Consider the following 21,513-nt stretch of genomic DNA (forward strand, 5'->3'; position numbering starts at 1 on the left):
AAAACGCCTGTAAAACCACTTTCAAATGAAGGTTTTTACAGGCATTTGCCCGAAGCTAACACGATTCAGTTTTATTAGGATATGGCCAGGTCGTTCTTTTTGCTTGCTGGCACAAGCAGGACACCCTCCCGGTAGGGGGGAGGGGAAGCCTCAAGACAGGAGAGTTCCCCAATGTTCTACCCAGGGATTGGATTCACTTTCCGGCTCAGGGTGCTCGCTGGCATCAATCAACAACATCTCACCCACGCGCTGCGCGCTTTGTTCCTGCAACAACGCGTCGAACTGTTTTCCGCCGTTGCAGAAGTTAACGTAGCTGCTGTCGCCGAGTGCGATCACGCCATAATGCAGATTTGGCTGAAAACCAAGATTATCTTTGATCCCCTGAAACAGTGGCACAATGCTGTCCGGAAGATCGCCCTGCCCGGTCGTTGAGGTCACCACCAGGACGTATTTGTCTTGATACGCCTGCCAGTCAGCCAGCTCTGGATCTTCAAACACCGTAGCCTTATGGCCCTGTCCGGTAAGGATAGCTTCAGCCTCTTCGGCTACCAACAGCGAGTTTCCGTACATCGTGCCGACAAAAATACCAATTTCCGCCATAACCTTTTTCTCCAGGGACTTAAGAATCTATTTGCTCATCCTGACCTGACCGCTCGCTGAACTCAACCCTTTCATTCTCAGGGAGAAGTCCACGCCAGCCAAACTGCGATAGCGCCTGCATCCAGACGTCATCCAGACCCGCGCGAATCACCAACGGCTCGCCAGTGAACGGATGGGTAAGCGTAAGCTGGCTGGCATGCAACATTAAGCGCTGGCAACCGAAATGCTCCGCCGCACTGCGGTTTTGCCGCAAATCACCGTGCTTACTGTCGCCAATAATAGGATGGCGTAAATGGGACAGATGCCGCCGGAGCTGGTGTTTACGACCGGTTTTAGGCTCAAGCTCTACCAATCCGTAGCGAGTCGTTGGATAACGCCCGGTGGCCACCGGCATTTCTACCGTTGCCAGTCCGCGATAGTGGGTGACCGCCGGTTGCGGATCTTTATCTTCACGGGAAAATTTGTCGGCAATTTTATCCAACTCTTCCACCAGCGGGTAATCCAGCACCGCGTCATCCATTAACCAGCCACGCACAATCGCATGATAACGCTTTTGAATTTGATGCTGTTCAAACTGCTGCGACAGCAAACGCCCGGCTTCGCTGGACAATCCCATCAGCAGCACGCCGGATGTCGGTCGGTCGAGGCGATGCACGGTAAAAACATGCTGACCAATCTGGTCACGCACCGTTTGCATCACGACCACTTTCTCATCGCGGTCGAGCCAGCTGCGGTGAACCAGCCAGCCAGAAGGTTTGTTAACAGCAACCAGCCATTCGTCCTGATAGAGGATCTCAAGCATCAGGATTTATCGCTGGTAAACAGTGCATCCAGCTCCTGTAATGCAACGAGAAGCACTTCACGCTGTGGATGGTCGGCGGTCAGCGCCATTTCGTAATACGGAGCGATGGCAAACGCCTCTGGAAGCGGCTGCGCGTTATCAAGCAGAGCATGCATGCGGGGAATCAATACCCATTGCAGCCATTCAACCGGCTCCATGGTATCCATACAAAAAGGCTGCGTGCTGGTAAATAAATGCGCCTCAGGCTCATCCATTCGCCAGTGATTATGCTCACGCAACAGCGCTTCAAGCGCGTGGAGTTGCTGGCGCACACGGTCATGAGTCGTCATGAAATTAACCTCATTGATGAAAAATCTGGCGCGAAGAATAGCATTTGTGGGCAGGAAATAAAAAAAGGGAGCACTGTAAAAACAGTGCTCCCGGTTCGTTTCGCAGCATTCCAGCTACTTTTAGTGCTCCCTGCTCATCCATGACAACTTTTCCTGTGGTCTTACGACCTGTTCATCCTGAACGTTTGCATCCTGCTCACATCACCCCGATGTAAAAACTTCATCCTGAAGTGTCCCTGGCCATCCTGACCCGCCGACCATCCTGCCCGGCTCTCATTCTCCTTCCTGGAGGTGTCCTTTAACGCATCCAGCGTTTTCCTCTTTGCTTCGTCCTGAAGCCTATCCTTGTAACACCATCCTGGTGTGTCCTGCAGAAGTGTCATCATCCTGATGTTCACTTCGTTGTGCGACTCCTTGTCGACGTAGATAGAATCGCCTGTTTCGCTTTGTCTTACAAGATACTTACAGACATTCCTTTAAGGTTTTTTTCATATGAAAGCAGAGAATAAAACATCAACTAACTGAATTACATACATTTACTATGAAGGCCCTGCATTAAGCTTTCACTTATTACCTGGCGATCTCCTACAGGGTTTGTAAGAGATCTCTCACACGCATGCGGGCAAAATGGATTACAGAACTGGCTTAAGTTGAGTCAGGAAATCCGCAAGAGAGGCCGCCAGCACCGTTCGTTTACGAGTCCCCAGCGTTTCTTTGCACACTTCCCCGGACAGGTTACACACCGAAATGACATCCAGTTCATTTTCCTGTGTCGCAATAAACAGCGTCGGCGAGAGCTTGAGCCGCTTTTGCGTGACCAAATGGCCAATCAGGTTTTCCTGAACGCGCCTGAAGTCATCTTCGCTCCAGGTTTGCAGCAGCGTGAGCTTTTCATCGGCAAACTGCGCGTGCATGTCCCCGGCAAATTGGGTGGTATAAAAAGCGTGAACGGCGGGTTGTACCACAATATCAAAGGCGCGTTCAACCGCGTTTACATTCGTTTCGCCCACAAACGGCTGAGGTTGCCAGTACACGGCATCGCTGGTCGTGGAAATAATGCATGGGGAAGGTACGCCATATAATTCTTCGCTGAGAGGCCAGCTGTTATTTTTCTCATGCCATGCATCGCAATACCGTGTCGTAAAGGTCGTTAACGCCTGCGCAGTCAATTCGTCCACTGATTTCTCTCTTCACAAAAGCCAGGATACACTTGACGCATAGTGTATCTGGTTTATGACGGTGAAACATGTCTTCTTATGAAAACCATCAGGCGCTTGACGGCCTGACCCTCGGTAAATCAACAGATTACCGGGACAATTACGATGCCAGTTTGTTGCAGGGCGTTCCGCGTAGCCTGAACCGCGACCCGCTAGATTTAAAGGCCGATAATCTTCCTTTTCGTGGCGCCGATATCTGGACGCTGTATGAACTGTCATGGCTAAATGCCAATGGCTTACCGCAGGTTGCCGTCGGGCATGTCGAATTAGACTACACCAGTGTGAATCTGATTGAATCAAAAAGCTTTAAGCTGTATCTGAACAGTTTTAACCAGACCCGCTTTGATTCATGGGATGCCGTTCGCCAAACGCTGGAACACGATTTGCGCGCCTGCGCCGAAGGCGATGTTCACGTGGCGCTGTACCGTATCGACGAGCTGGAAGGGCAGCCGATTGCTCATTTCAATGGCACCTGCATCGATGACCAGGATATTGTCATCGATAACTACCAGTTCACCACAGATTATCTGGAGAACGCCACAAGCGGCGAGAAAGCAGTGGAAGAAACGCTAGTCAGCCATCTGCTGAAATCTAACTGTTTGATCACCCACCAGCCCGACTGGGGTTCTATACAAATTCAGTATCGTGGACGAAAAATCGACAGGGAGCAGCTGCTGCGTTATCTGGTTTCCTTCCGCCATCATAATGAATTCCATGAACAGTGCGTGGAGCGCATTTTCAATGACATTCTGCGCTTCTGCCAGCCGGAAAAGCTGAGCGTCTACGCCCGCTACACGCGACGCGGCGGTCTGGACATTAATCCATGGCGAACCAACACCGATTTTGTCCCTGCCATCGGCAGACTGGTGCGTCAGTAACTTTATTTCTCAATTTTGCGTGCCGGATTCCGCGCGCAAGGTTGTGAAAGGTCATAAGCCAGAGCTATTGTAATCAACAGGGAATGACGTGTTGCGTCCCATAAGGAGTTTACTTGATTACACATATTAGCCCGCTTGGCTCAATGGACATGTTGTCGCAGCTGGAAGTCGATATGCTTAAACGCACGGCCAGCAGCGACCTGTATCAACTGTTTCGTAACTGTTCGCTTGCCGTCCTGAACTCCGGCAGTTTGACCGACAACAGCAAAGAGCTGCTGTCTCGTTTTGAAAGTTTCGACATTAACGTGCTGCGCCGTGAACGTGGCGTTAAGCTGGAACTGATTAACCCGCCTGAAGACGCGTTTGTTGATGGACGCATTATTCGTGCGCTGCAGGCCAACCTGTTTGCCGTCCTGCGCGACATTCTTTTCGTTAACGGCCAGATCCATAACGCTGGTCGTTTTCAACGTCTGGATCTCGAAAGCTCGGTTCACATTACCAACCTCGTCTTCTCCATCTTGCGTAACGCCCGGGCACTGCACGTCGATGAAGCACCGAACATGGTTGTCTGCTGGGGCGGTCACTCCATCAACGAAAATGAGTACCTGTATGCTCGTCGCGTCGGTACCCAGTTGGGCCTGCGTGAGCTGAACATCTGTACCGGCTGCGGTCCTGGTGCGATGGAAGCCCCCATGAAAGGCGCGGCGGTGGGCCACGCCCAGCAGCGTTACAAAGACAGCCGTTTTATCGGCATGACTGAACCGTCAATCATTGCCGCCGAACCGCCTAACCCGCTGGTCAACGAACTGATCATCATGCCGGACATTGAAAAACGTCTGGAAGCATTTGTCCGTATTGCCCACGGCATTATCATTTTCCCTGGCGGCGTAGGCACGGCGGAAGAGCTGCTGTACCTGTTAGGGATCTTGATGAACCCGGCGAACAAAGATCAGGTTCTGCCACTGATCCTGACGGGACCAAAAGAGAGTGCGGACTACTTCCGCGTGCTGGATGAATTTATCGTACACACGCTGGGTGAAGACGCGCGTCGCCACTACCGCATTATCATTGACGATGCTTCAGAAGTCGCTCGCCTGATGAAAAAAGCGATGCCGCTGGTGAAAGAGAATCGCCGCGACACCGGTGATGCCTACAGCTTTAACTGGTCGATTCGCATTTCACCTGATTTGCAGATGCCGTTTGAACCGTCTCATGAAAACATGGCGAACCTGAAGCTGTACCCCGATCAACCGGTTGAAGTACTGGCTGCAGACCTGCGTCGCGCGTTCTCCGGCATCGTCGCGGGTAACGTCAAGGAAGTCGGTATTCACGCTATTGAAGAGTTTGGACCGTACAAGATCCACGGTGACCGAGAGATGATGCGCCGTATGGATGACCTGCTGCAGGGCTTTGTCGCACAGCACCGCATGAAGTTGCCGGGTTCGGCCTACATTCCTTGCTACGAAATCTGCGCCTGATGTTTAACGCCCGGTAGCTGCGGCTACCACGATGACAGATTTGTCCATATCCAAGCCGGTTTTGGCCTCGCAGCCAGCCGGCTTTTTTAGTGATACCAGTCACATAGCTCAACTCCTAACATAAACATCAATAATGTTTCGTCAGAAAACCCTCAATACGCAAACGTTTACCTTTCAAATTCGACCGTGACTTATCGTCATAAATTATCATTAGTTGCAAGAATCCACTGAAAATGACAGTTTTTACAGCGCAACACTCGTATCTTCTCGCGCTCTCTTTCACGTCATATGTCGTTAATGCTAGCCTTCGCGCCCGTAAATCCGCTTTGGTTATTTTTTAATAGATTAATGGTCCAAATTTATCCACATAAAAAGTGGATTATTGCATTTGGGATCCCGATCACTGATACATTCATAACTTAAATGTATCTTTCCGCCCGAAAATTATTACGGCGAAAAATTATATAAAAAATCGCTAATCGGAATTCGTTTTACAGTCGGGTCTTTTTTCAGTGGATTGAACCCAAACCTGACTTTTTAAGCTTCCTCCAGGAGAAATAGATGGAAAACACGCAAACCAGCACTATCGTTACGGGCCAGACCCGCAGCGCATGGCGCAAGACTGACACCATGTGGATGCTGGGCCTTTACGGTACGGCAATTGGCGCGGGTGTCTTGTTCCTGCCAATTAACGCCGGTGTTGGCGGTCTTATCCCGCTGATCATCATGGCTATTCTTGCCTTCCCAATGACCTACTTTGCACACCGTGGTCTGACCCGTTTCGTGTTATCCGGTAAAAATCCGGGTGAAGACATCACCGAAGTGGTAGAAGAACACTTTGGTGTTGGCGCAGGTAAACTGATTACGCTGCTCTATTTCTTCGCTATCTACCCAATTCTGTTGGTTTACAGCGTAGCGATTACCAATACCGTCGAGAGCTTCCTGACCCACCAGCTGGCAATTACGCCTCCGCCGCGTGCCATCCTGTCGCTGATCCTGATTATCGGTATGATGACCATCGTGCGCTTCGGTGAGCAGATGATCGTGAAGGCGATGAGCATCCTGGTATTCCCGTTCGTTGCAGCGCTGATGCTGCTGGCGCTGTACCTGATCCCTCAGTGGAGCGGTGCGGTTCTGGAAACCCTGTCCTTTGACTCCGCAGCAACCACTGGCAATGGCCTGTTGTTGACCCTGTGGCTGGCAATTCCGGTAATGGTATTCTCCTTCAACCACTCACCGATCATCTCCTCCTTCGCCGTTGCGAAGCGTGAAGAGTACGGTGATGAAGCAGAGAAGAAATGCTCCAAGATTCTGGCATTCGCTCACATCATGATGGTGCTGACCGTTATGTTCTTCGTCTTCAGCTGCGTGTTTAGCCTGACCCCGGCGGATCTGGCTGCGGCAAAAGAGCAGAACATCTCCATCCTGTCTTACCTGGCGAACCACTTTAACGCACCGATCATTGCCTGGATGGCACCGATTATCGCGATGATCGCTATCACCAAATCCTTCCTCGGCCACTACCTGGGCGCACGTGAAGGCTTCAACGGTATGGTGATTAAGCACCTGCGTGGTAAAGGCAAATCCATCGAAGTCAACAAGCTGAACAAACTCACTGCACTGTTCATGCTGGTTACCACCTGGATCGTGGCAACGCTGAACCCGAGCATCCTCGGTATGATTGAAACCCTGGGTGGCCCAATCATCGCGATGATTCTGTTCCTGATGCCGATGTATGCGATTCAGAAAGTCCCGGCCATGCGTAAGTACAGCGGCCATATCAGCAACGTCTTCGTTGTGATTATGGGTCTGATTGCCATCTCCGCTATTTTCTACTCGCTGTTTAGTTAATCCCCTGCGCCGCCTACGGGCGGCGCATCTCGTTATACAATGGACGCCTCATGATTAGCGTATTCGATATCTTCAAAATCGGCATTGGCCCTTCCAGCTCACACACTGTGGGTCCAATGAAAGCAGGCAAACAATTCACGGATGACCTGATTGCTCGCGGAATACTCACTGACGTAACCCGCGTCGTGGTTGATGTTTACGGCTCTCTGTCTCTGACGGGGAAAGGCCATCACACTGACATCGCGATTATTATGGGCCTGGCGGGTAATCTGCCTGACACCGTAGACATCGATGCCATCCCGTCCTTTATCCAGGATGTGAATACTCACGGACGTTTGCTGCTGGCAGACGGTCAGCATGAAGTGGAGTTCCCGGTCGATAAGTGCATGAATTTCCATGCGGACAATCTGTCCCTGCACGAAAACGGCATGCGCATTACCGCCCTGGCCGGCGAAAAAGTCCTCTACAGCCAGACTTACTATTCCATTGGCGGTGGTTTCATCGTTGATGAAGAACATTTCGGCCTGCCGAACAGCTCGCCGGTAAACGTGCCCTATCCGTACAAATCCGCCGCCGATCTGCAACGACATTGCCAGGAAACCGGCCTGTCGCTTTCTGGTCTGATGATGCAAAACGAACTGGCCCTGCACAGCAAAGAAGAGCTGGAACAGCACTTTGCTAACGTCTGGGAAGTGATGCGTAGCGGGATTGAACGCGGTATCACCACCGAAGGCGTCTTGCCGGGTAAACTGCGCGTGCCACGTCGTGCCGCAGCGCTGCGTCGCATGCTGGTCAGCAGTGACAAAACCACCACCGACCCAATGGCGGTCGTGGACTGGATTAACATGTTCGCGCTGGCGGTGAACGAAGAGAATGCGGCCGGTGGGCGTGTGGTTACCGCCCCGACCAACGGGGCGTGTGGGATCGTTCCTGCGGTACTGGCTTACTACGACAAGTTTATCCGCGAAGTGAACGCTAACTCGCTGGCACGCTACATGCTGGTCGCGAGTGCGATTGGTTCCCTGTACAAGATGAACGCCTCTATCTCGGGTGCCGAAGTGGGTTGCCAGGGTGAAGTTGGTGTGGCCTGCTCAATGGCGGCAGCGGGTCTGGCGGAACTGCTGGGCGGTAGCCCTACGCAGGTGTGCATCGCGGCAGAAATCGGTATGGAACACAACCTGGGGCTGACATGCGATCCGGTTGCGGGCCAGGTTCAGGTCCCATGTATCGAGCGTAACGCTATTGCCTCAGTCAAAGCGGTTAACGCCGCACGTATGGCGCTGCGCCGTACCAGCGAGCCGCGCGTGTGCCTCGATAAAGTGATCGAGACCATGTACGAGACCGGTAAAGACATGAATGCCAAGTACCGCGAAACCTCTCGTGGCGGCCTGGCGATGAAAGTTGTCACCTGCGATTAAGTCCCAACCCATTGCCGGATGGCGCAAGCTTATCCGGCCTACAGTGCCGTAGTCATTTGTAGGCCGGATAAGGCGTCAGCCGCCATCCGGCAAAATGTTGTTTCAGATCTTCGCCTCCACTCGCCGTGAATGTTACCCTACAGGCTGATTCGTAAGGGAGAACACCGTGGCCGTCCATCTGCTCATTGTCGATGCACTGAACCTCATCCGCCGTATTCACGCTGTTCAGGGATCGCCCTGCGTGGAGACCTGCCAGCACGCGCTCGATTTATTGCTCGTGCACAGCCAGCCTACGCACGCCGTGGCGGTGTTTGATGACGAAGCGCGTAACAGCGGCTGGCGTCACCAACGGCTGCCCGACTATAAAGCTGGTCGCCCGCCGATGCCCGACGAACTCCATCAAGAAATGCCCGCCTTACGCGCGGCCTTTGAACAGCGCGGCGTCTGCTGCTGGGTTTCCAGCGGTAATGAAGCCGACGATCTAGCCGCAACGCTGGCGGTGAAAGTCACCCAGGCTGGGCATCAGGCCACCATCGTCTCAACCGATAAAGGTTACTGCCAGTTGCTCTCTCCTGCCCTGCGTATTCGCGACTATTTCCAGAAGCGCTGGCTGGATGCGCCGTTCATCGAAAAAGAGTTTGGCGTACAGCCTCAGCAACTGCCGGATTACTGGGGGCTAGCAGGAATAAGCAGTTCAAAAGTACCTGGTGTCGCCGGTATTGGCCCAAAAAGTGCGACCCAACTGCTCGTGCAGTTTCAGCATCTGGAAGGGATTTACGCCCGGCTTGATGACGTGCCGGAAAAGTGGCGCAAGAAGCTCGAGGCGCACAAAGAAATGGCATTTCTATGCCGCGATATTGCCCGGTTGCAAACGGACTTACATATCGACGGGAACCTACAGCAGTTACGTCTGGCGCGGTAGTTTTGTTGCCGGATGGCGCTGCGCTTATCCGGCCTACATTTCGTGCAATCCTGTAGGCCAGATAAGGCGTTCACACCGTCATCCAGCACAATTACCAGGCGGTGTGGTACAGCTCAACGATATCGCCGAGGCTCGCTTCACGCGGATTACCACCGGTGCATACGTCATCGAATGCTGCCTGCGCCAGCGCCGGGATATCCTCTTTACGCACGCCAACATCACGTAAGTGCAGCGGAATGCCCACATCACGGTTAAGCGCAAACACCGCATCCACGGCGGCTTTACGCGCCTCGTCCAACGTCAATGCTTCCACCTTCACGCCCATTGCCCGGGCGATATCGCGGAATTTGTCCCCGCTATAGTCGGCGTTGTACTGCATCACATGCGGGAGCAGAATGGCGTTGGCGACGCCGTGCGGCGTGTTATAAAACGCACCCAGCGGGTGTGCCATACCATGAACCAGCCCCAGGCCAACGTTGGAAAAGCCCATTCCAGCAACATACTGGCCCAGCGCCATGGCTTCACCGGCCTTGCTGTCACCGGCAACGGATCCACGCAGCGCCCCGGCAATGATCTCAATGGCTTTGATGTGCAGCGCATCCGTCAACGCCCAGGCCGCACGGGTGATGTAACCTTCAATGGCATGGGTCAGCGCATCAACGCCGGTAGCCGCCTTTAACGCCGCGGGCATACCGTCCATCATATCGGCATCGATAAATGCCACCTGCGGAATATCATGCGGATCGACGCAGACAAACTTGCGCCGGTTTTCCTCATCGGTGATCACGTAGTTAATGGTCACTTCTGCCGCCGTCCCTGCCGTCGTCGGGATAGCCATCACCGGTACGCTTGGCTTACGCGTGGGCGATAAGCCTTCAAGGCTGCGCACATCGGCAAACTCAGGGTTATTGTAGATAATACCAATCGCTTTACAGGTATCCTGCGGGGAGCCACCGCCAATGGCAATCAGATAGTCTGCGCCACTTTGCTCAAAGACACCCAGCCCTTCCTGTACCACTGCAATGGTGGGATTGGGGATAACGCCGGAGTAAATCTCCCACGCCAGCCCCGCCGCATCCATCCGCGATGTTACCTTCTCGACCACACCGCACTGTACCAGGTTGGCATCGGTCACAATCAGCGCCTTACGATATCCCCGACGAATAACTTCATCGGTTAACGCCCCAACAGCTCCCCGGCCAAACCATGCCGTTTCATTCAGAATCATTCTGTTCGCCATCGTATTTCTCCTTTTCGCTTTGCGAAATTACTCTTCAATTCGTAATCCGTAGGATTTGAATTTCTCCAGCACGATGGCAATCTCTTCATCATCCAGCACCGGAACAGGATCGACGATCGCTAATGTGCTCAGATAAAGGCGGGCCAGAACTTCCACTTCATGCGCCAGCCACAGTGCTTTTTCCAGGTTCGCCTCGCAGGCAATCAGCCCATGATGCTGCAACAGCGTTGCTTTGCGGTCTTTCAGCGCCACGATCACGTGCTCTGACAATTCACGTGTACCAAACGTCGCATACGGCGCACACGGAATGGAATTTCCACCGGCAGCAGCAATCATGTAATGGATAGCCGGGATAGGACGGTTGAGAATCGATACCGCGGTGCAATGGATCGCATGATTATGGACAACCGCATTAGCCTCTGGCCGCGTCTGATAGGCAGCAAGGTGAAAACGCCATTCGCTGGACGGTAATTGTTCTTTATCATAATTACCGTCGTTGTCTACATACACGATCATATTTTCCGTGAGTCTTTCGTAAGGAATTCCGCTGGGCGTGATCAGCATTCCATTTTCATAACGTGCACTCACATTACCCGCCGTTCCCTGATTCAGCCCCAGGCTGGTCATTTCAAGGCAGGTTTCAATGATTTCTCGCGACAAACGCATTCTTTCCATCATAATTCTCCGGGTACAGTTTCCCCTCGTCTTGATTGCGAAAAATACAGCCGCAGAGTAAGACGGGTCAGGTTTCAGATATGAGCAGCCACTGAATTTTTATTCAGGTTCAGTTAGCTGATTTATTATTAAAAAAGTATTATTTTTGTCTTACACGCTTAATGAGCTTCATCGGTACTTTTACCGTTTCTTTAATCGGCTGGTCTTCAATCGCACTCATCATCATGTCGAAGGCTTTTTCCGCCCAGACGTTTTCATCCTGCTGCATTGACCAGACATTATTGGCGAGGAATCCCAGCATCGGATGTTCATCGAATGTGCCGATATTAATATCAGGTGGAATAACGCCAAAATGATTGCGAATAGCGACGATGGCGCCTTCCAGCACAGGTAATGACGAGGCGATAAATGCCTGAGGACATCCCTGCTCAGCGATCAGTTTTTCCATTAACCGGTAGCCACCATCTGGCGTGTTATCCGGACCTTCACGCACCCAATCATGATGGGAAATTCCATTGTTACCCAATGCGTTAAGATACCCCTGCAAACGGTCGCCAATACTGGGCAGCCCGGTATCGCCCACCAAAAACCAGATTGGCGATTTTCCCGCATCGAACAAACTTTGCGTTAGCTTTTCGCCCCCTAAACTATTATGACTTTCTACCAGCGCGTTATCGGTGTACTTAAAATCACGGTCAAGTAACACCATCGGTTTTCTAACCTGGCGTAAATGATGCTGCTGGTTTTCGAGCGTTGACGGGACAATAAAAAGTCCGTCAACATTACGCGCAATTAACGCTTTGGTTAATTTATTCTCGTAATCAACATCATCATAAGTACAGCTAATCGTTAACTGATATCCAGAACGACGACAGCGTTGCTCAAGTTTTTCAGCGAGCGTAGCAAAAAAGACGTTGGAAATATTGGGCACAATCAGCCCCAGCGTATCCGTTTTATTCAGTTTAAGGCTGCGCGCTGAATGGTTGATGACATAACCATAACGCTCAACATATTCATTAATGCGCGTTTGGGTTTTAACGCTGATACGATATTGCTCAGCTTTCCCATTCAACACCAGTCGCACGGTTGTCACCGATAAATTCAGATCGCTGGCTATCTGTTCTACTGTTTTAGCCATTATATGCCCCAGTTCACATCCAAAACGTCAATTCACAATCATAAAAGTATTTTAAACATTTGTCTTACAGCATCAGTTGGTTAAGCACCTGCTGCTGCCCCCACATAGTCAGATGCACCTGATATTTGCGGGCATAAAAGTCCTGACGCTTAGGGTTTGTCTTGATAACCTCACCGGGCGTCACCATCGCCTGACAAGCCGCCGGGAAATTTGCCCACGCCCCGCAGGCAACCGCACCGGTAATCGCCGCACCCAGCGTCACCGCATCTTCTTCCTGCATTAAATGGATATCGCATCCGGTCGCATCCGCATACTCACGTAGCCACAGCGGATTGTGCGTTGCTCCTCCGCACAGCGTCAGTCGTGTAATGGTGTGCCCATTTTCGCGCATCACTTCCATAATATGCCGCGTACCGCAGGCAATCGCCTGTAATGTTGCCAGATACAAGCGGGCAACCTGCCGCTCGCCACGTTCAAGGGTCAAGCCACATACGCTGCCGCGAGCATCCGGCCGCGCACGCGGTGAGCGGTTGCCATGATGATCGGCCAACACATGTAAGTTGCGCCCTGGTTCCGCTTCATTTTCCTCCAGTGCAGCCACCCATTCATTGACCAATACTATCGGATGGCAACCCCGCGCTTCGGCCTTACGATACAGGTCCGCACTGGCTCCTGACTCCTGAAGCGTCCAGTCGACTAACGCCCCGGCGGCACTTTGCCCGCCTTCGGTCAGCCAGTAGCCGGGTAGCATCGCGGACCAGTACGGTCCCCATACGCCCGGTGTATGAATTTCCTCTTCGCTGCACAGCATATGGCAGTTTGACGTGCCGCTGATCAACGCCAGCGTTCCCACAGGCTGAGCACCGGCCAGCGCTACACCGCCTGCATGCGCATCAATCATCCCGCTGGCAACCACAACATTCGTGGTCAGTCCCAACGCCTGCGCCGCTTCAGGGCTGAGCGTACCAACGGCGGCCCCCGGCGGTAAAATACGCGACGGGATTTTGCTGAGTAAATCTGTTAATTCAACGGCATCGAGCAACGAATGACTAAAACGTTGTTCGTGCGCCAGATAGTTCCATTTACAGGTCAGGGTGCACAGACCCGCTACATCGCTGTCGGTCGCTTTCCAGACCAGGAAGTCCGCCAGATCGTAGAATCGATGCGCACGCTGCCACGTCGCAGGAAAATGATTCTTCAGCCACAGCACTTTAGGCAATTCCATTTCGACGCTGACTTCGCCGCCAACATAGCGCAGGGCGGGATCCTGCGTGGCGTTAATGCGTTTGGTCTCGTCTGCCGCGCGATGATCCATCCACATGATGATGTTATGGTCTGGCGATTCACCGGGTGAAACCGCCAACCCTTGTCCTTGTTCATCGAGAGCAACCAGAGAGCAGGTGGCATCGAATCCCAGTGAACGAATTTCCTCGACGGGAACCCCCGCTGACGACACCGCATCTTTCACCGCATGACACACCTGCTGCCAGATTTCAGCGGATGATTGTTCTACCCGCTGCGGACCGGGTCGAAACTGCGAGATAGGTAATGTCGCAAAGGCCAGTCGCGTACCATTGGCATCAAAGACACCGGCCCTGACGCTGGCGGAACCGACATCCACCCCGAGGAAATATCCACTGCTCATAGTAACTCCCTGACACTGGCTAAAAATGGGGCGAACATGTCGCCCCAACGGTCTTATTTTTTACCGAATGGATGTAATAATTTGTCGATTTCCGGTGTATCAATGTTCTTCGCATTCACGAATTTAACCGGGATATCAATCTCTTTTGGAACAGCCTGACCCGACACGGCGGCATTCAGCGTTTTGATCCCCTGATAGCCAATCTGGTAAGCATCCTGCACCACAAAGCCCTGGATAACGCCGGATTTCAGGAAGGCAATAATCGCTTCGGTGCTGTCAAAGCCAATCACCTTCACTTTGCCCTTCAGGTTTTGACTATCAATGGCGTTCGCTACACCCAGCGTTGAACCTTCGTTAGTGCCATAGATCCCGGCAATATCCGGGTTGGCCTGAATCATATCGATGGTTTTATCCATCGCTTTTTGCGGATCCCCGTCGCTGTACTGAACTGGCAGCACCTTGATATCCGGATATTTTTCCTTCATGCGGGCAATAAACCCTTCTGAACGCTCGATTGCAGAAGAGGTACCGGCCACGTGCGCAATAATACCGACCTTCCCTTTGCTGCCCACTTCAGCGGCGAGCGCATCGGCGGCTTCTGCGCCGGCTTTACGGTTATTGGTTGCCACAAAGCTGACCGGAATGTCGGAATTCACGCCAGAGTCAAAGGTCACAACCTTAATCCCCCGTGAATTGGCCGTTTCCACCAGCGGTGCGAGGGCATTGGCATCTAACGCCGCCAGCAGCAGTCCGTTAGGCTTTTGCGCCATTGCGTTTTCAACCAACTGAATCTGCTCAGCAATTTGTGTTTCATCCGCCGGCCCTACATAGCTGGTTTTATCACCCAACTCTTTCGCTGCCGCTTCGGTCCCCATTTTTACGGTTTGCCAGAATTCATGCTGGAAACCTTTACTGACCACAGGGAGGTTCATATCTTTAGCCAACGCGCTGGAAGTCATGCAGGCCAGCAGGGATAACGCATAGACAAAATGCCTGGTTTTCATTGTTGTACTCCGTTCTGAGTGAGTCACCCTAAACGTCAGGGTTATGATGCCCCGCAACTTCCGGGAGCGTAAATCAACGAATTTTTTTGCGTAATGTGTCGAGATAAACCGCCGCGATAACCACCACACCCATTGCCACCATCTGCCAGAACTGGGAGACGCCCATCAGGTTGAGGCCATTTTTCAACACGCTCATAATGAATGCGCCGATAATCGTGCCGCCGATGGTGCCGATCCCGCCCATCAGGCTCGTACCACCAATCACCACCGCGGCAATCGCTTCCAACTCATAACCCACACCAACCGTTGGCTGACCTGAGTTCAAACGCGAAGCCAGAATGACCCCGGCAATCCCGGTCAGCAGACCGCAGAAGGCGTAGACGAAGATTTTGACGCGCTGGACTTTAATTCCGGACAGGTGTGCTGCAACTTCATTGCTGCCCACAGCATAAACATAGCGACCAATCACCGTTTTCTTCAGGATGTACGCAGCGATTAGCGCCACCACCACCAGGTAAAAGACCGGATAAGGCAGCACGTCGAACAGGCGGCCCTGTGCCAGCATTTTGAAGCCTGGGTAATCAGCAAAGTAAATCGCGCGGCCGTCGGTCATCACCATGTTGATGCCCCTGACGGACATCATCAGGCCCAGTGTGGCAATAAAGGGCGGGATGGTCATTTTAGTGACCAACAGCCCGTTGATATAACCGCACAGCCCACCGGCCAACACGCCTGCCAGGATGCAAATCGGCAGAGGCAAACCCAGCGTGGCGCAGATACCGACCGCAACGCCTGAAAACGCCACCACGGAACCGAGAGAAAGGTCGATCCCGGAGGTGATAATGACGAAGGTAACGCCAATCGCCATGATGCCAATGACCGAGGTTTGCAGAGCAATGGTCATAATATTTTCAGTATTAAAGAAAAATGGCGATCCAAAACTGAAAAATATCACCAGAATAATCAAACTGAAAAGCGGCGCGAGGCGCATTAAAAGTTCTTTGTTAATTTTAATTTTTTTATTATTGCTGTCTGAAGAGGTTACAGAGATAGTCATAAATTAATCCTCTAACGTCGCGTATTGCATGATTTTTTCTTGTGTGGCGTCATCAGAAGCTAACTCACCGGTAATACGACCACTACGCATCACTAAAATGCGATCGCACATACCCAGCACTTCCGGTAATTCAGAAGAAATCATGATGATTGATTTCCCTTTTGCCACCAGTCGATTCATCAATTCATAAATTTCAAGTTTGGCCCCCACGTCAATGCCACGCGTAGGCTCATCAAAGATGAGAATATCGGTGTCTTTACACACCCATCTGGCAATAATGATTTTCTGCTGATTACCACCACTTAAATTTAATGCGGCCTGCTCAAGGTGTGGCGTTTTAATTCGCAGGGCTTTCACCTGCTCCTGGCTGGTTTGCTGACAGCGCTTGCTATCAACATTGCCGTAGCGATCGGAATACTCCGGGTAATTCCCCAGCATAATATTGCGCTCAACCGACAGCCCTAATGCCAGTCCTTCTTTTTTTCTGTCCTCTGTTAAATAGCTGATCCCCTGTTTGATTGCGTCAGGGATATCTTTAACTACGGTGACCTTACCGTTTAGCGTAATGGTACCGCTATCGATGGGATCTGCGCCGAAAATGGCACGCGCCAGTTCGGTACGCCCTGCGCCCATCAGACCAGCAAAACCTAAAATCTCCCCCTGATGCAGGGTGAAATCGATGTTGTTCAGTACCCCTTTGCGCGTCAGGCCGCTCACTTCCAGCACCGGTTTGTGCTGAGACAAAGGTTCACGACGCGGATAGATATTCCCGAGGTCACGCCCAACCATCATGGCAATTAAGTCGCTGATTTTTACAGCATCATAATCGACGGTGGCAATAAACTGACCGTCTCGCATCACGGTCGCGCGGTCGGCAATTAACGCCAGCTCTTCCAGACGGTGCGAGATATAGACAATGCCGGTACCCTGCTCTTTCAGCAAACGGGTAACCTGAAATAAACTGTCGATCTCCGTTTCCGTCAGCGCCGCCGTCGGTTCATCCATAATCAGAATTTTGGCATTCACCGATATAGCTTTGGCAATCTCAACCATTTGTTGTTGAGCGACGGTAAGATCGGCAACCAGCGTATCTGGCGCAATATTCAGGTTCAATTTTTGCAAAATATCGATAGCTGCCTGGCGCTGTTGTTTCTCGTCAAGACGCCAGCGGTTATTTTTGCAAAATTCCCTGCCAATAAAGATATTGTCTTCAACCGTTAACTCTGGGAATAAATTAAATTCCTGGTGAATAATCGTGATCCCGGCTTTTTGTGCACTTAACGGATTCGCGAATGAAACAGCTTGATCTTCAAAAATAATATTGCCTTCATCCGGTTGATAAACGCCGGATAAAATTTTCATCAAGGTGGATTTTCCCGCGCCATTTTCGCCAAGCAGCGCATGAACTTCCCCTTTACGTAACGCAAAATCCACATTACTCAACGCTAATACGCCGGGAAAACGTTTCGTAATATGACTCATCTGTAAAAATGTTTCGGACATTGCTGCTTTCCTCAATATACAGAAACTACAGTCGGTAAATCAGGCGAAAACAGCGTTGCCATGGAGCCATCGTCACCGTTAATGCGAATACTTCTTAAAAGCGTAGATACGTTTTTTGATTATTGCTAACTCGAGTTAGCGATTGCCTTTTAAAGCTATTTTAGCTGCAAAAAATAACCAAATCATTTGGTTTAAAACTGTGACACTGGACAGGAATTTTCTCGTATATCATTAATTAAAAACAAGATTAACTAAAATCCGCACATTAATTTATTTGACGCAGATCGAATTTTAACCACTTCTCGTGAGGCCTCTCACAGTTCCACAACAAAAAAGTTGTGCAAAAAACTCGCTGATACCTAAGCTAACTCGAGTTAGCAAAAATGAAAAATTCAGCCAACTGCGACAGTGGTGTCCTCCATCCGCTTTTGCAGCACGGCATAAAGTGAGATGAGGAACCTCGAATGAAAAAAATGAGTTTACCGAAAATCGGTATTCGTCCGGTGATTGATGGGCGTCGTATGGGTGTACGTGAGTCGCTCGAAGAACAGACCATGAATATGGCGAAAGCCACTGCCGCGCTTATCACCGAGAAACTTCGTCACGCCTGCGGCGCACAGATTGAGTGCGTGATTGCAGACACCTGCATTGCCGGGATGGCTGAATCTGCCGCCTGCGAAGAAAAATTCAGTAGCCAAAATGTCGGCGTGACGATCACCGTGACACCATGCTGGTGCTACGGCAGCGAAACCATCGACATGGACCCAATGCGTCCAAAAGCCATCTGGGGCTTCAACGGCACGGAACGTCCTGGCGCTGTTTATCTGGCTGCAGCGCTGGCAGCGCATAACCAAAAAGGTCTGCCTGCTTTCTCGATTTACGGCCATGACGTGCAGGATGCGGGTGACACCACCATCCCCGCCGATGTTGAAGAAAAACTGCTGCGCTTTAGCCGTGCAGGCCTGGCCGTTGCCAGTATGAAAGGCAAAAGCTATCTGTCCGTGGGCGGCGTTTCAATGGGGATCGCAGGATCCATTGTCGATCATAACTTCTTTGAATCCTGGCTGGGCATGAAGGTTCAGCCGGTAGATATGACCGAGCTGCGTCGTCGTATTGACCAAAAAATCTATGACGAAACCGAGCTGGAGATTGCGCTGGCGTGGGCGGACAAAAACTTCCGCTATGGCGAAGATCAGAATGCCCAACAGTACAAACGCAACGAAGAGCAAAGCCGCGCGGTCCTGAAAGAAAGCCTGCTGATGGCAATGTGCATCCGTGACATGATGCAAGGTAACAAGATACTGGCTGAAAAAGGCCTGGTCGAAGAGTCGCTGGGCTTCAACGCCATTGCCGCGGGCTTCCAGGGTCAGCGTCACTGGACCGATCAATACCCGAATGGCGACACCGCCGAAGCCCTGCTGAACAGCTCATTTGACTGGAACGGCGTACGCGAACCGTATGTGGTTGCCACCGAAAACGACAGTCTGAACGGTATAGCAATGCTGTTTGGCCGCCAGCTTACCGGTACCGCGCAAGTCTTTGCCGATGTACGCACCTACTGGTCACCGGAAGCGGTGCAACGCGTCACCGGCCAGCCGCTGACTGGCCTTGCTGAGCACGGTATTATCCACCTGATCAACTCCGGATCTGCGGCGTTGGACGGCTCCTGCAAACAGCGTGACAGCGATGGCAAACCGACCATGAAACCGCACTGGGAAATCTCCCAGCAAGAGGTGGATGATTGCCTGGCGGCAACCGAATGGTGCCCGGCTATTCATGAATACTTCCGCGGCGGCGGCTACTCCTCTCGCTTCCTGACTGAAGGCGGTGTGCCGTTCACCATGACCCGTATCAATATCATCAAAGGTCTGGGACCGGTGCTGCAGATAGCCGAAGGCTGGAGCGTGGAATTACCGAAAGACATGCATGACCAGCTCGATGCCCGCACCAACTCCACCTGGCCAACGACCTGGTTTGCTCCGCGCTTAACCGGTAAAGGTCCATTCAGCGACGTTTACTCGGTGATGGCGAACTGGGGTGCGAACCACGGTGTACTGACCATTGGTCACGTTGGTGCAGACTTTATTACCCTTGCCGCCATGCTGCGTATTCCAGTGTGTATGCACAACGTGGAAGAAGAGAAAATCTATCGCCCTTCAGCCTGGGCTGCACACGGTATGGACAGTGAAGGCCAGGATTATCGCGCCTGCCAGAACTATGGCCCGCTGTATAAACGTTAATGCGACTCTGCCCGGTGGCGCAAGCTTACCGGGCCTACAACTGTAAAATTTGTAGGCCGGATAAGCGCAGCGCCATCCGGCAACATTTGGAGTGGCTATGAAACAAGACGTTATACTGGTCCTCGACTGTGGCGCAACCAACGTGCGGGCCATTGCCGTTGACCGTCAGGGAAAAATCGTTGCCCGCGCCTCCACACCGAACGCCAGTGATATCGCCTCAGAAAACAGCACCTGGCATCAGTGGTCCCTGGATGCCATTCTGCAACGCTTTGCCGACTGCTGCCACCGCCTGTCATCTGAACTGTCTACCCGCCAAATCCGCGGGATTACCGTCACCACGTTTGGCGTAGACGGCGCGCTGGTTGATGAAAATGGCGAACTGCTTTATCCGGTAATCAGCTGGAAATGCCCACGCACCGCCGCCGTGATGGCCAATATCAGCCGCCTGATGACACCACAGCAGTTGCAGGACATCTCCGGCGTCGGCGCCTTCAGCTTTAACACCCTGTATAAACTGGTGTGGCTCAAAGAAAACCACCCGCAATTACTGGAACGGGCGCACGCCTGGCTATTTATCTCCTCGCTTCTTAACCATCGCTTAACCGGTGAATACACGACGGATATCACCATGGCAGGCACCAGCCAGCTGCTGGATATCCATCAGCGAGAGTTCAGCCCCGACATTTTGCAGGCAGCCGGCATTCCACGCCGACTGTTTCCCCGCCTCGTCGAAGCAGGCGAGCATATTGGGACGTTGCAAAGCACCACGGCAACATTGCTCGGGCTGCCGACGGGCATTCCGGTCATTTCCGCCGGGCATGATACACAGTTCGCTCTCTTTGGCGCGGGCGCACAGCCGGACGAACCGGTGCTCTCCTCCGGCACATGGGAAATTTTGATGGTGCGCAGCGCGCAGGTGAATACCCCACTGCTGAGCCAGTATTCCGGCTCCACCTGCGAACTGGACAGCCACGCTGGGCTGTACAATCCCGGTATGCAATGGTTGGCTTCCGGCGTTCTCGAATGGGTACGCAAGCTGCTGTGGACTGCCGATACGCCGTGGCAAACGCTTATCGATGAAGCCAACGCCATTCCGGCTGGGGCTGATGGGGTAAAAATGCAGTGCGATCTGCTCACCGACGCGAACGCGGGTTGGCAGGGCGTCACGCTCAACAGCACGCGGGGACATTTATACCGTGCGGCACTGGAGGGACTCACCCACCGGCTGCAGCAAAATCTACAGACACTGGAGACCATCGGTCACTTCCAGGCGACAGAGCTGCTGCTGGTTGGCGGGGGAAGTCGTAACGCGCTGTGGAATCAGATTAAAGCCAACGTTCTGGGTATCCCGATCAAAGTGCTGGATGACGCCGAAACCACCGTTGCCGGGGCGGCGATGTTTGCCTGGTCAGGCATTGGGGAATTTACCTCACCGGAGCAAGCTCGCGCCCAGGTGCATTACCAGTACCGATATTTCTATCCGCAAACTGAACCCGAACTCACAGGAGTCGAGTGA

General features: G+C 52.3%; 18 protein-coding genes. 7 read left to right on the forward strand and 11 right to left on the reverse strand.

Annotation, left to right across the window (positions count from 1 at the left end; translation table 11 throughout):
• Positions 1 to 150: 150 nt before the first annotated feature.
• The 4 genes from M2374_RS07720 to syd all read right to left on the reverse strand — a co-directional run bounded on the left by M2374_RS07720 (position 151) and on the right by syd (position 2,909).
• Complete coding sequence (locus M2374_RS07720; protein WP_096755895.1) at positions 151 to 600, reverse strand: flavodoxin; 450 nt, start codon at positions 598 to 600, stop codon at positions 151 to 153.
• A gap of 19 nt (positions 601 to 619) precedes the next feature.
• Complete coding sequence (truC, locus tag M2374_RS07725) at positions 620 to 1,402, reverse strand: tRNA pseudouridine(65) synthase TruC (protein ID WP_096755894.1); 783 nt, start codon at positions 1,400 to 1,402, stop codon at positions 620 to 622.
• A complete protein-coding gene (locus tag M2374_RS07730) occupies positions 1,402 to 1,731 on the reverse strand; it encodes a YqcC family protein (RefSeq protein WP_096759337.1) in 330 nt (109 codons plus the stop codon). Before M2374_RS07730 ends, truC begins: the two co-directional genes overlap by 1 nt.
• A 632-nt stretch (positions 1,732 to 2,363) precedes the next feature.
• The gene (gene syd, locus M2374_RS07735; protein ID WP_181688789.1) at positions 2,364 to 2,909 is read right to left on the reverse strand and encodes a SecY-interacting protein; all 546 of its coding nucleotides are present in this window, start codon (positions 2,907 to 2,909) and stop codon (positions 2,364 to 2,366) included.
• Positions 2,910 to 2,977: 68 nt separating this feature from the next.
• On the opposite strand from syd, the gene queF reads away from it, so the two are divergent.
• The 5 genes from queF (at position 2,978) to xni (ending at position 9,495) form a co-directional block, all read left to right on the forward strand.
• Positions 2,978 to 3,826 carry an NADPH-dependent 7-cyano-7-deazaguanine reductase QueF gene (gene queF, locus M2374_RS07740; protein WP_135911476.1) on the forward strand — a complete coding sequence of 283 codons (849 nt, stop codon included), beginning with the start codon at positions 2,978 to 2,980 and terminating at the stop codon, positions 3,824 to 3,826.
• Between the two features lie 113 nt (positions 3,827 to 3,939).
• Positions 3,940 to 5,304, forward strand: coding sequence for a nucleotide 5'-monophosphate nucleosidase PpnN (gene ppnN, locus M2374_RS07745; RefSeq protein WP_096755891.1), 1,365 nt, complete (start codon positions 3,940 to 3,942; stop codon positions 5,302 to 5,304).
• A 561-nt stretch (positions 5,305 to 5,865) separates the two neighbouring features.
• Complete coding sequence (locus M2374_RS07750) at positions 5,866 to 7,155, forward strand: HAAAP family serine/threonine permease (protein WP_096755890.1); 1,290 nt, start codon at positions 5,866 to 5,868, stop codon at positions 7,153 to 7,155.
• A 50-nt stretch (positions 7,156 to 7,205) separates the two neighbouring features.
• Entirely contained in the window at positions 7,206 to 8,573 is a 1,368-nt protein-coding gene (locus M2374_RS07755) for an L-serine ammonia-lyase (protein WP_096755889.1), read from the forward strand.
• A 166-nt stretch (positions 8,574 to 8,739) separates the two neighbouring features.
• On the forward strand, positions 8,740 to 9,495 hold the full coding sequence (gene xni, locus M2374_RS07760) for a flap endonuclease Xni (RefSeq protein ID WP_117343131.1): 756 nt from the start codon (positions 8,740 to 8,742) through the stop codon (positions 9,493 to 9,495).
• 91 nt (positions 9,496 to 9,586) lie between these two features.
• Here xni and fucO read toward each other — a convergent pair whose 3' ends face one another.
• From fucO to M2374_RS07795, 7 genes are all read right to left on the reverse strand, one after another.
• On the reverse strand, positions 9,587 to 10,735 hold the full coding sequence (fucO, locus tag M2374_RS07765) for a lactaldehyde reductase (protein WP_096755887.1): 1,149 nt from the start codon (positions 10,733 to 10,735) through the stop codon (positions 9,587 to 9,589).
• Positions 10,736 to 10,762: 27 nt separating this feature from the next.
• Positions 10,763 to 11,410 carry an L-fuculose-phosphate aldolase gene (fucA, locus tag M2374_RS07770; protein WP_135324480.1) on the reverse strand — a complete coding sequence of 216 codons (648 nt, stop codon included), beginning with the start codon at positions 11,408 to 11,410 and terminating at the stop codon, positions 10,763 to 10,765.
• 139 nt (positions 11,411 to 11,549) lie between these two features.
• Positions 11,550 to 12,548, reverse strand: coding sequence for a LacI family DNA-binding transcriptional regulator (locus tag M2374_RS07775; RefSeq protein WP_259154410.1), 999 nt, complete (start codon positions 12,546 to 12,548; stop codon positions 11,550 to 11,552).
• A 64-nt stretch (positions 12,549 to 12,612) separates the two neighbouring features.
• Positions 12,613 to 14,193 (reverse strand): FGGY-family carbohydrate kinase, encoded by a 1,581-nt coding sequence (locus M2374_RS07780; RefSeq protein WP_181688788.1) that lies wholly within the window; start codon positions 14,191 to 14,193, stop codon positions 12,613 to 12,615.
• Positions 14,194 to 14,246: 53 nt separating this feature from the next.
• A complete protein-coding gene (locus M2374_RS07785; protein WP_115257587.1) occupies positions 14,247 to 15,197 on the reverse strand; it encodes an ABC transporter substrate-binding protein in 951 nt (316 codons plus the stop codon).
• Positions 15,198 to 15,270: 73 nt separating this feature from the next.
• Positions 15,271 to 16,254 (reverse strand): ABC transporter permease, encoded by a 984-nt coding sequence (locus tag M2374_RS07790; protein ID WP_096755882.1) that lies wholly within the window; start codon positions 16,252 to 16,254, stop codon positions 15,271 to 15,273.
• Positions 16,255 to 16,257: 3 nt separating this feature from the next.
• On the reverse strand, positions 16,258 to 17,757 hold the full coding sequence (locus tag M2374_RS07795; protein WP_115257586.1) for a sugar ABC transporter ATP-binding protein: 1,500 nt from the start codon (positions 17,755 to 17,757) through the stop codon (positions 16,258 to 16,260).
• A gap of 464 nt (positions 17,758 to 18,221) precedes the next feature.
• Between M2374_RS07795 and fucI the strand changes: the two genes are divergently transcribed.
• Both fucI and fucK read left to right on the forward strand, forming a co-directional pair.
• Positions 18,222 to 19,997, forward strand: a complete 1,776-nt coding sequence (gene fucI / locus M2374_RS07800) for an L-fucose isomerase (protein ID WP_181631901.1) — start codon at positions 18,222 to 18,224, stop codon at positions 19,995 to 19,997.
• 97 nt (positions 19,998 to 20,094) lie between these two features.
• Positions 20,095 to 21,513, forward strand: coding sequence for an L-fuculokinase (gene fucK, locus M2374_RS07805; protein WP_181688787.1), 1,419 nt, complete (start codon positions 20,095 to 20,097; stop codon positions 21,511 to 21,513).

Origin of the sequence: Citrobacter sp. JUb117, from assembly GCF_024809055.1 — a bacterium.
Lineage (GTDB): Bacteria > Pseudomonadota > Gammaproteobacteria > Enterobacterales > Enterobacteriaceae > Citrobacter > Citrobacter gillenii.

What these genes read in the sequence shown, in the direction of transcription:
- truC (WP_096755894.1), bottom strand. Translation starts at nt 1,402, where the DNA reads ATGCTTGAGATCCTCTATCAGGACGAATGGCTGGTTGCTGTTAACAAA.
- M2374_RS07785 (WP_115257587.1), bottom strand. Translation starts at nt 15,197, where the DNA reads ATGAAAACCAGGCATTTTGTCTATGCGTTATCCCTGCTGGCCTGCATG.
- fucO (WP_096755887.1), bottom strand. Translation starts at nt 10,735, where the DNA reads ATGGCGAACAGAATGATTCTGAATGAAACGGCATGGTTTGGCCGGGGA.
- M2374_RS07795 (WP_115257586.1), bottom strand. Translation starts at nt 17,757, where the DNA reads ATGTCCGAAACATTTTTACAGATGAGTCATATTACGAAACGTTTTCCC.
- M2374_RS07775 (WP_259154410.1), bottom strand. Translation starts at nt 12,548, where the DNA reads ATGGCTAAAACAGTAGAACAGATAGCCAGCGATCTGAATTTATCGGTG.
- M2374_RS07720 (WP_096755895.1), bottom strand. Translation starts at nt 600, where the DNA reads ATGGCGGAAATTGGTATTTTTGTCGGCACGATGTACGGAAACTCGCTG.
- M2374_RS07730 (WP_096759337.1), bottom strand. Translation starts at nt 1,731, where the DNA reads ATGACGACTCATGACCGTGTGCGCCAGCAACTCCACGCGCTTGAAGCG.
- M2374_RS07755 (WP_096755889.1), top strand. Translation starts at nt 7,206, where the DNA reads ATGATTAGCGTATTCGATATCTTCAAAATCGGCATTGGCCCTTCCAGC.
- M2374_RS07780 (WP_181688788.1), bottom strand. Translation starts at nt 14,193, where the DNA reads ATGAGCAGTGGATATTTCCTCGGGGTGGATGTCGGTTCCGCCAGCGTC.
- M2374_RS07750 (WP_096755890.1), top strand. Translation starts at nt 5,866, where the DNA reads ATGGAAAACACGCAAACCAGCACTATCGTTACGGGCCAGACCCGCAGC.
- fucI (WP_181631901.1), top strand. Translation starts at nt 18,222, where the DNA reads ATGAAAAAAATGAGTTTACCGAAAATCGGTATTCGTCCGGTGATTGAT.
- fucK (WP_181688787.1), top strand. Translation starts at nt 20,095, where the DNA reads ATGAAACAAGACGTTATACTGGTCCTCGACTGTGGCGCAACCAACGTG.
- queF (WP_135911476.1), top strand. Translation starts at nt 2,978, where the DNA reads ATGTCTTCTTATGAAAACCATCAGGCGCTTGACGGCCTGACCCTCGGT.
- M2374_RS07790 (WP_096755882.1), bottom strand. Translation starts at nt 16,254, where the DNA reads ATGACTATCTCTGTAACCTCTTCAGACAGCAATAATAAAAAAATTAAA.
- fucA (WP_135324480.1), bottom strand. Translation starts at nt 11,410, where the DNA reads ATGGAAAGAATGCGTTTGTCGCGAGAAATCATTGAAACCTGCCTTGAA.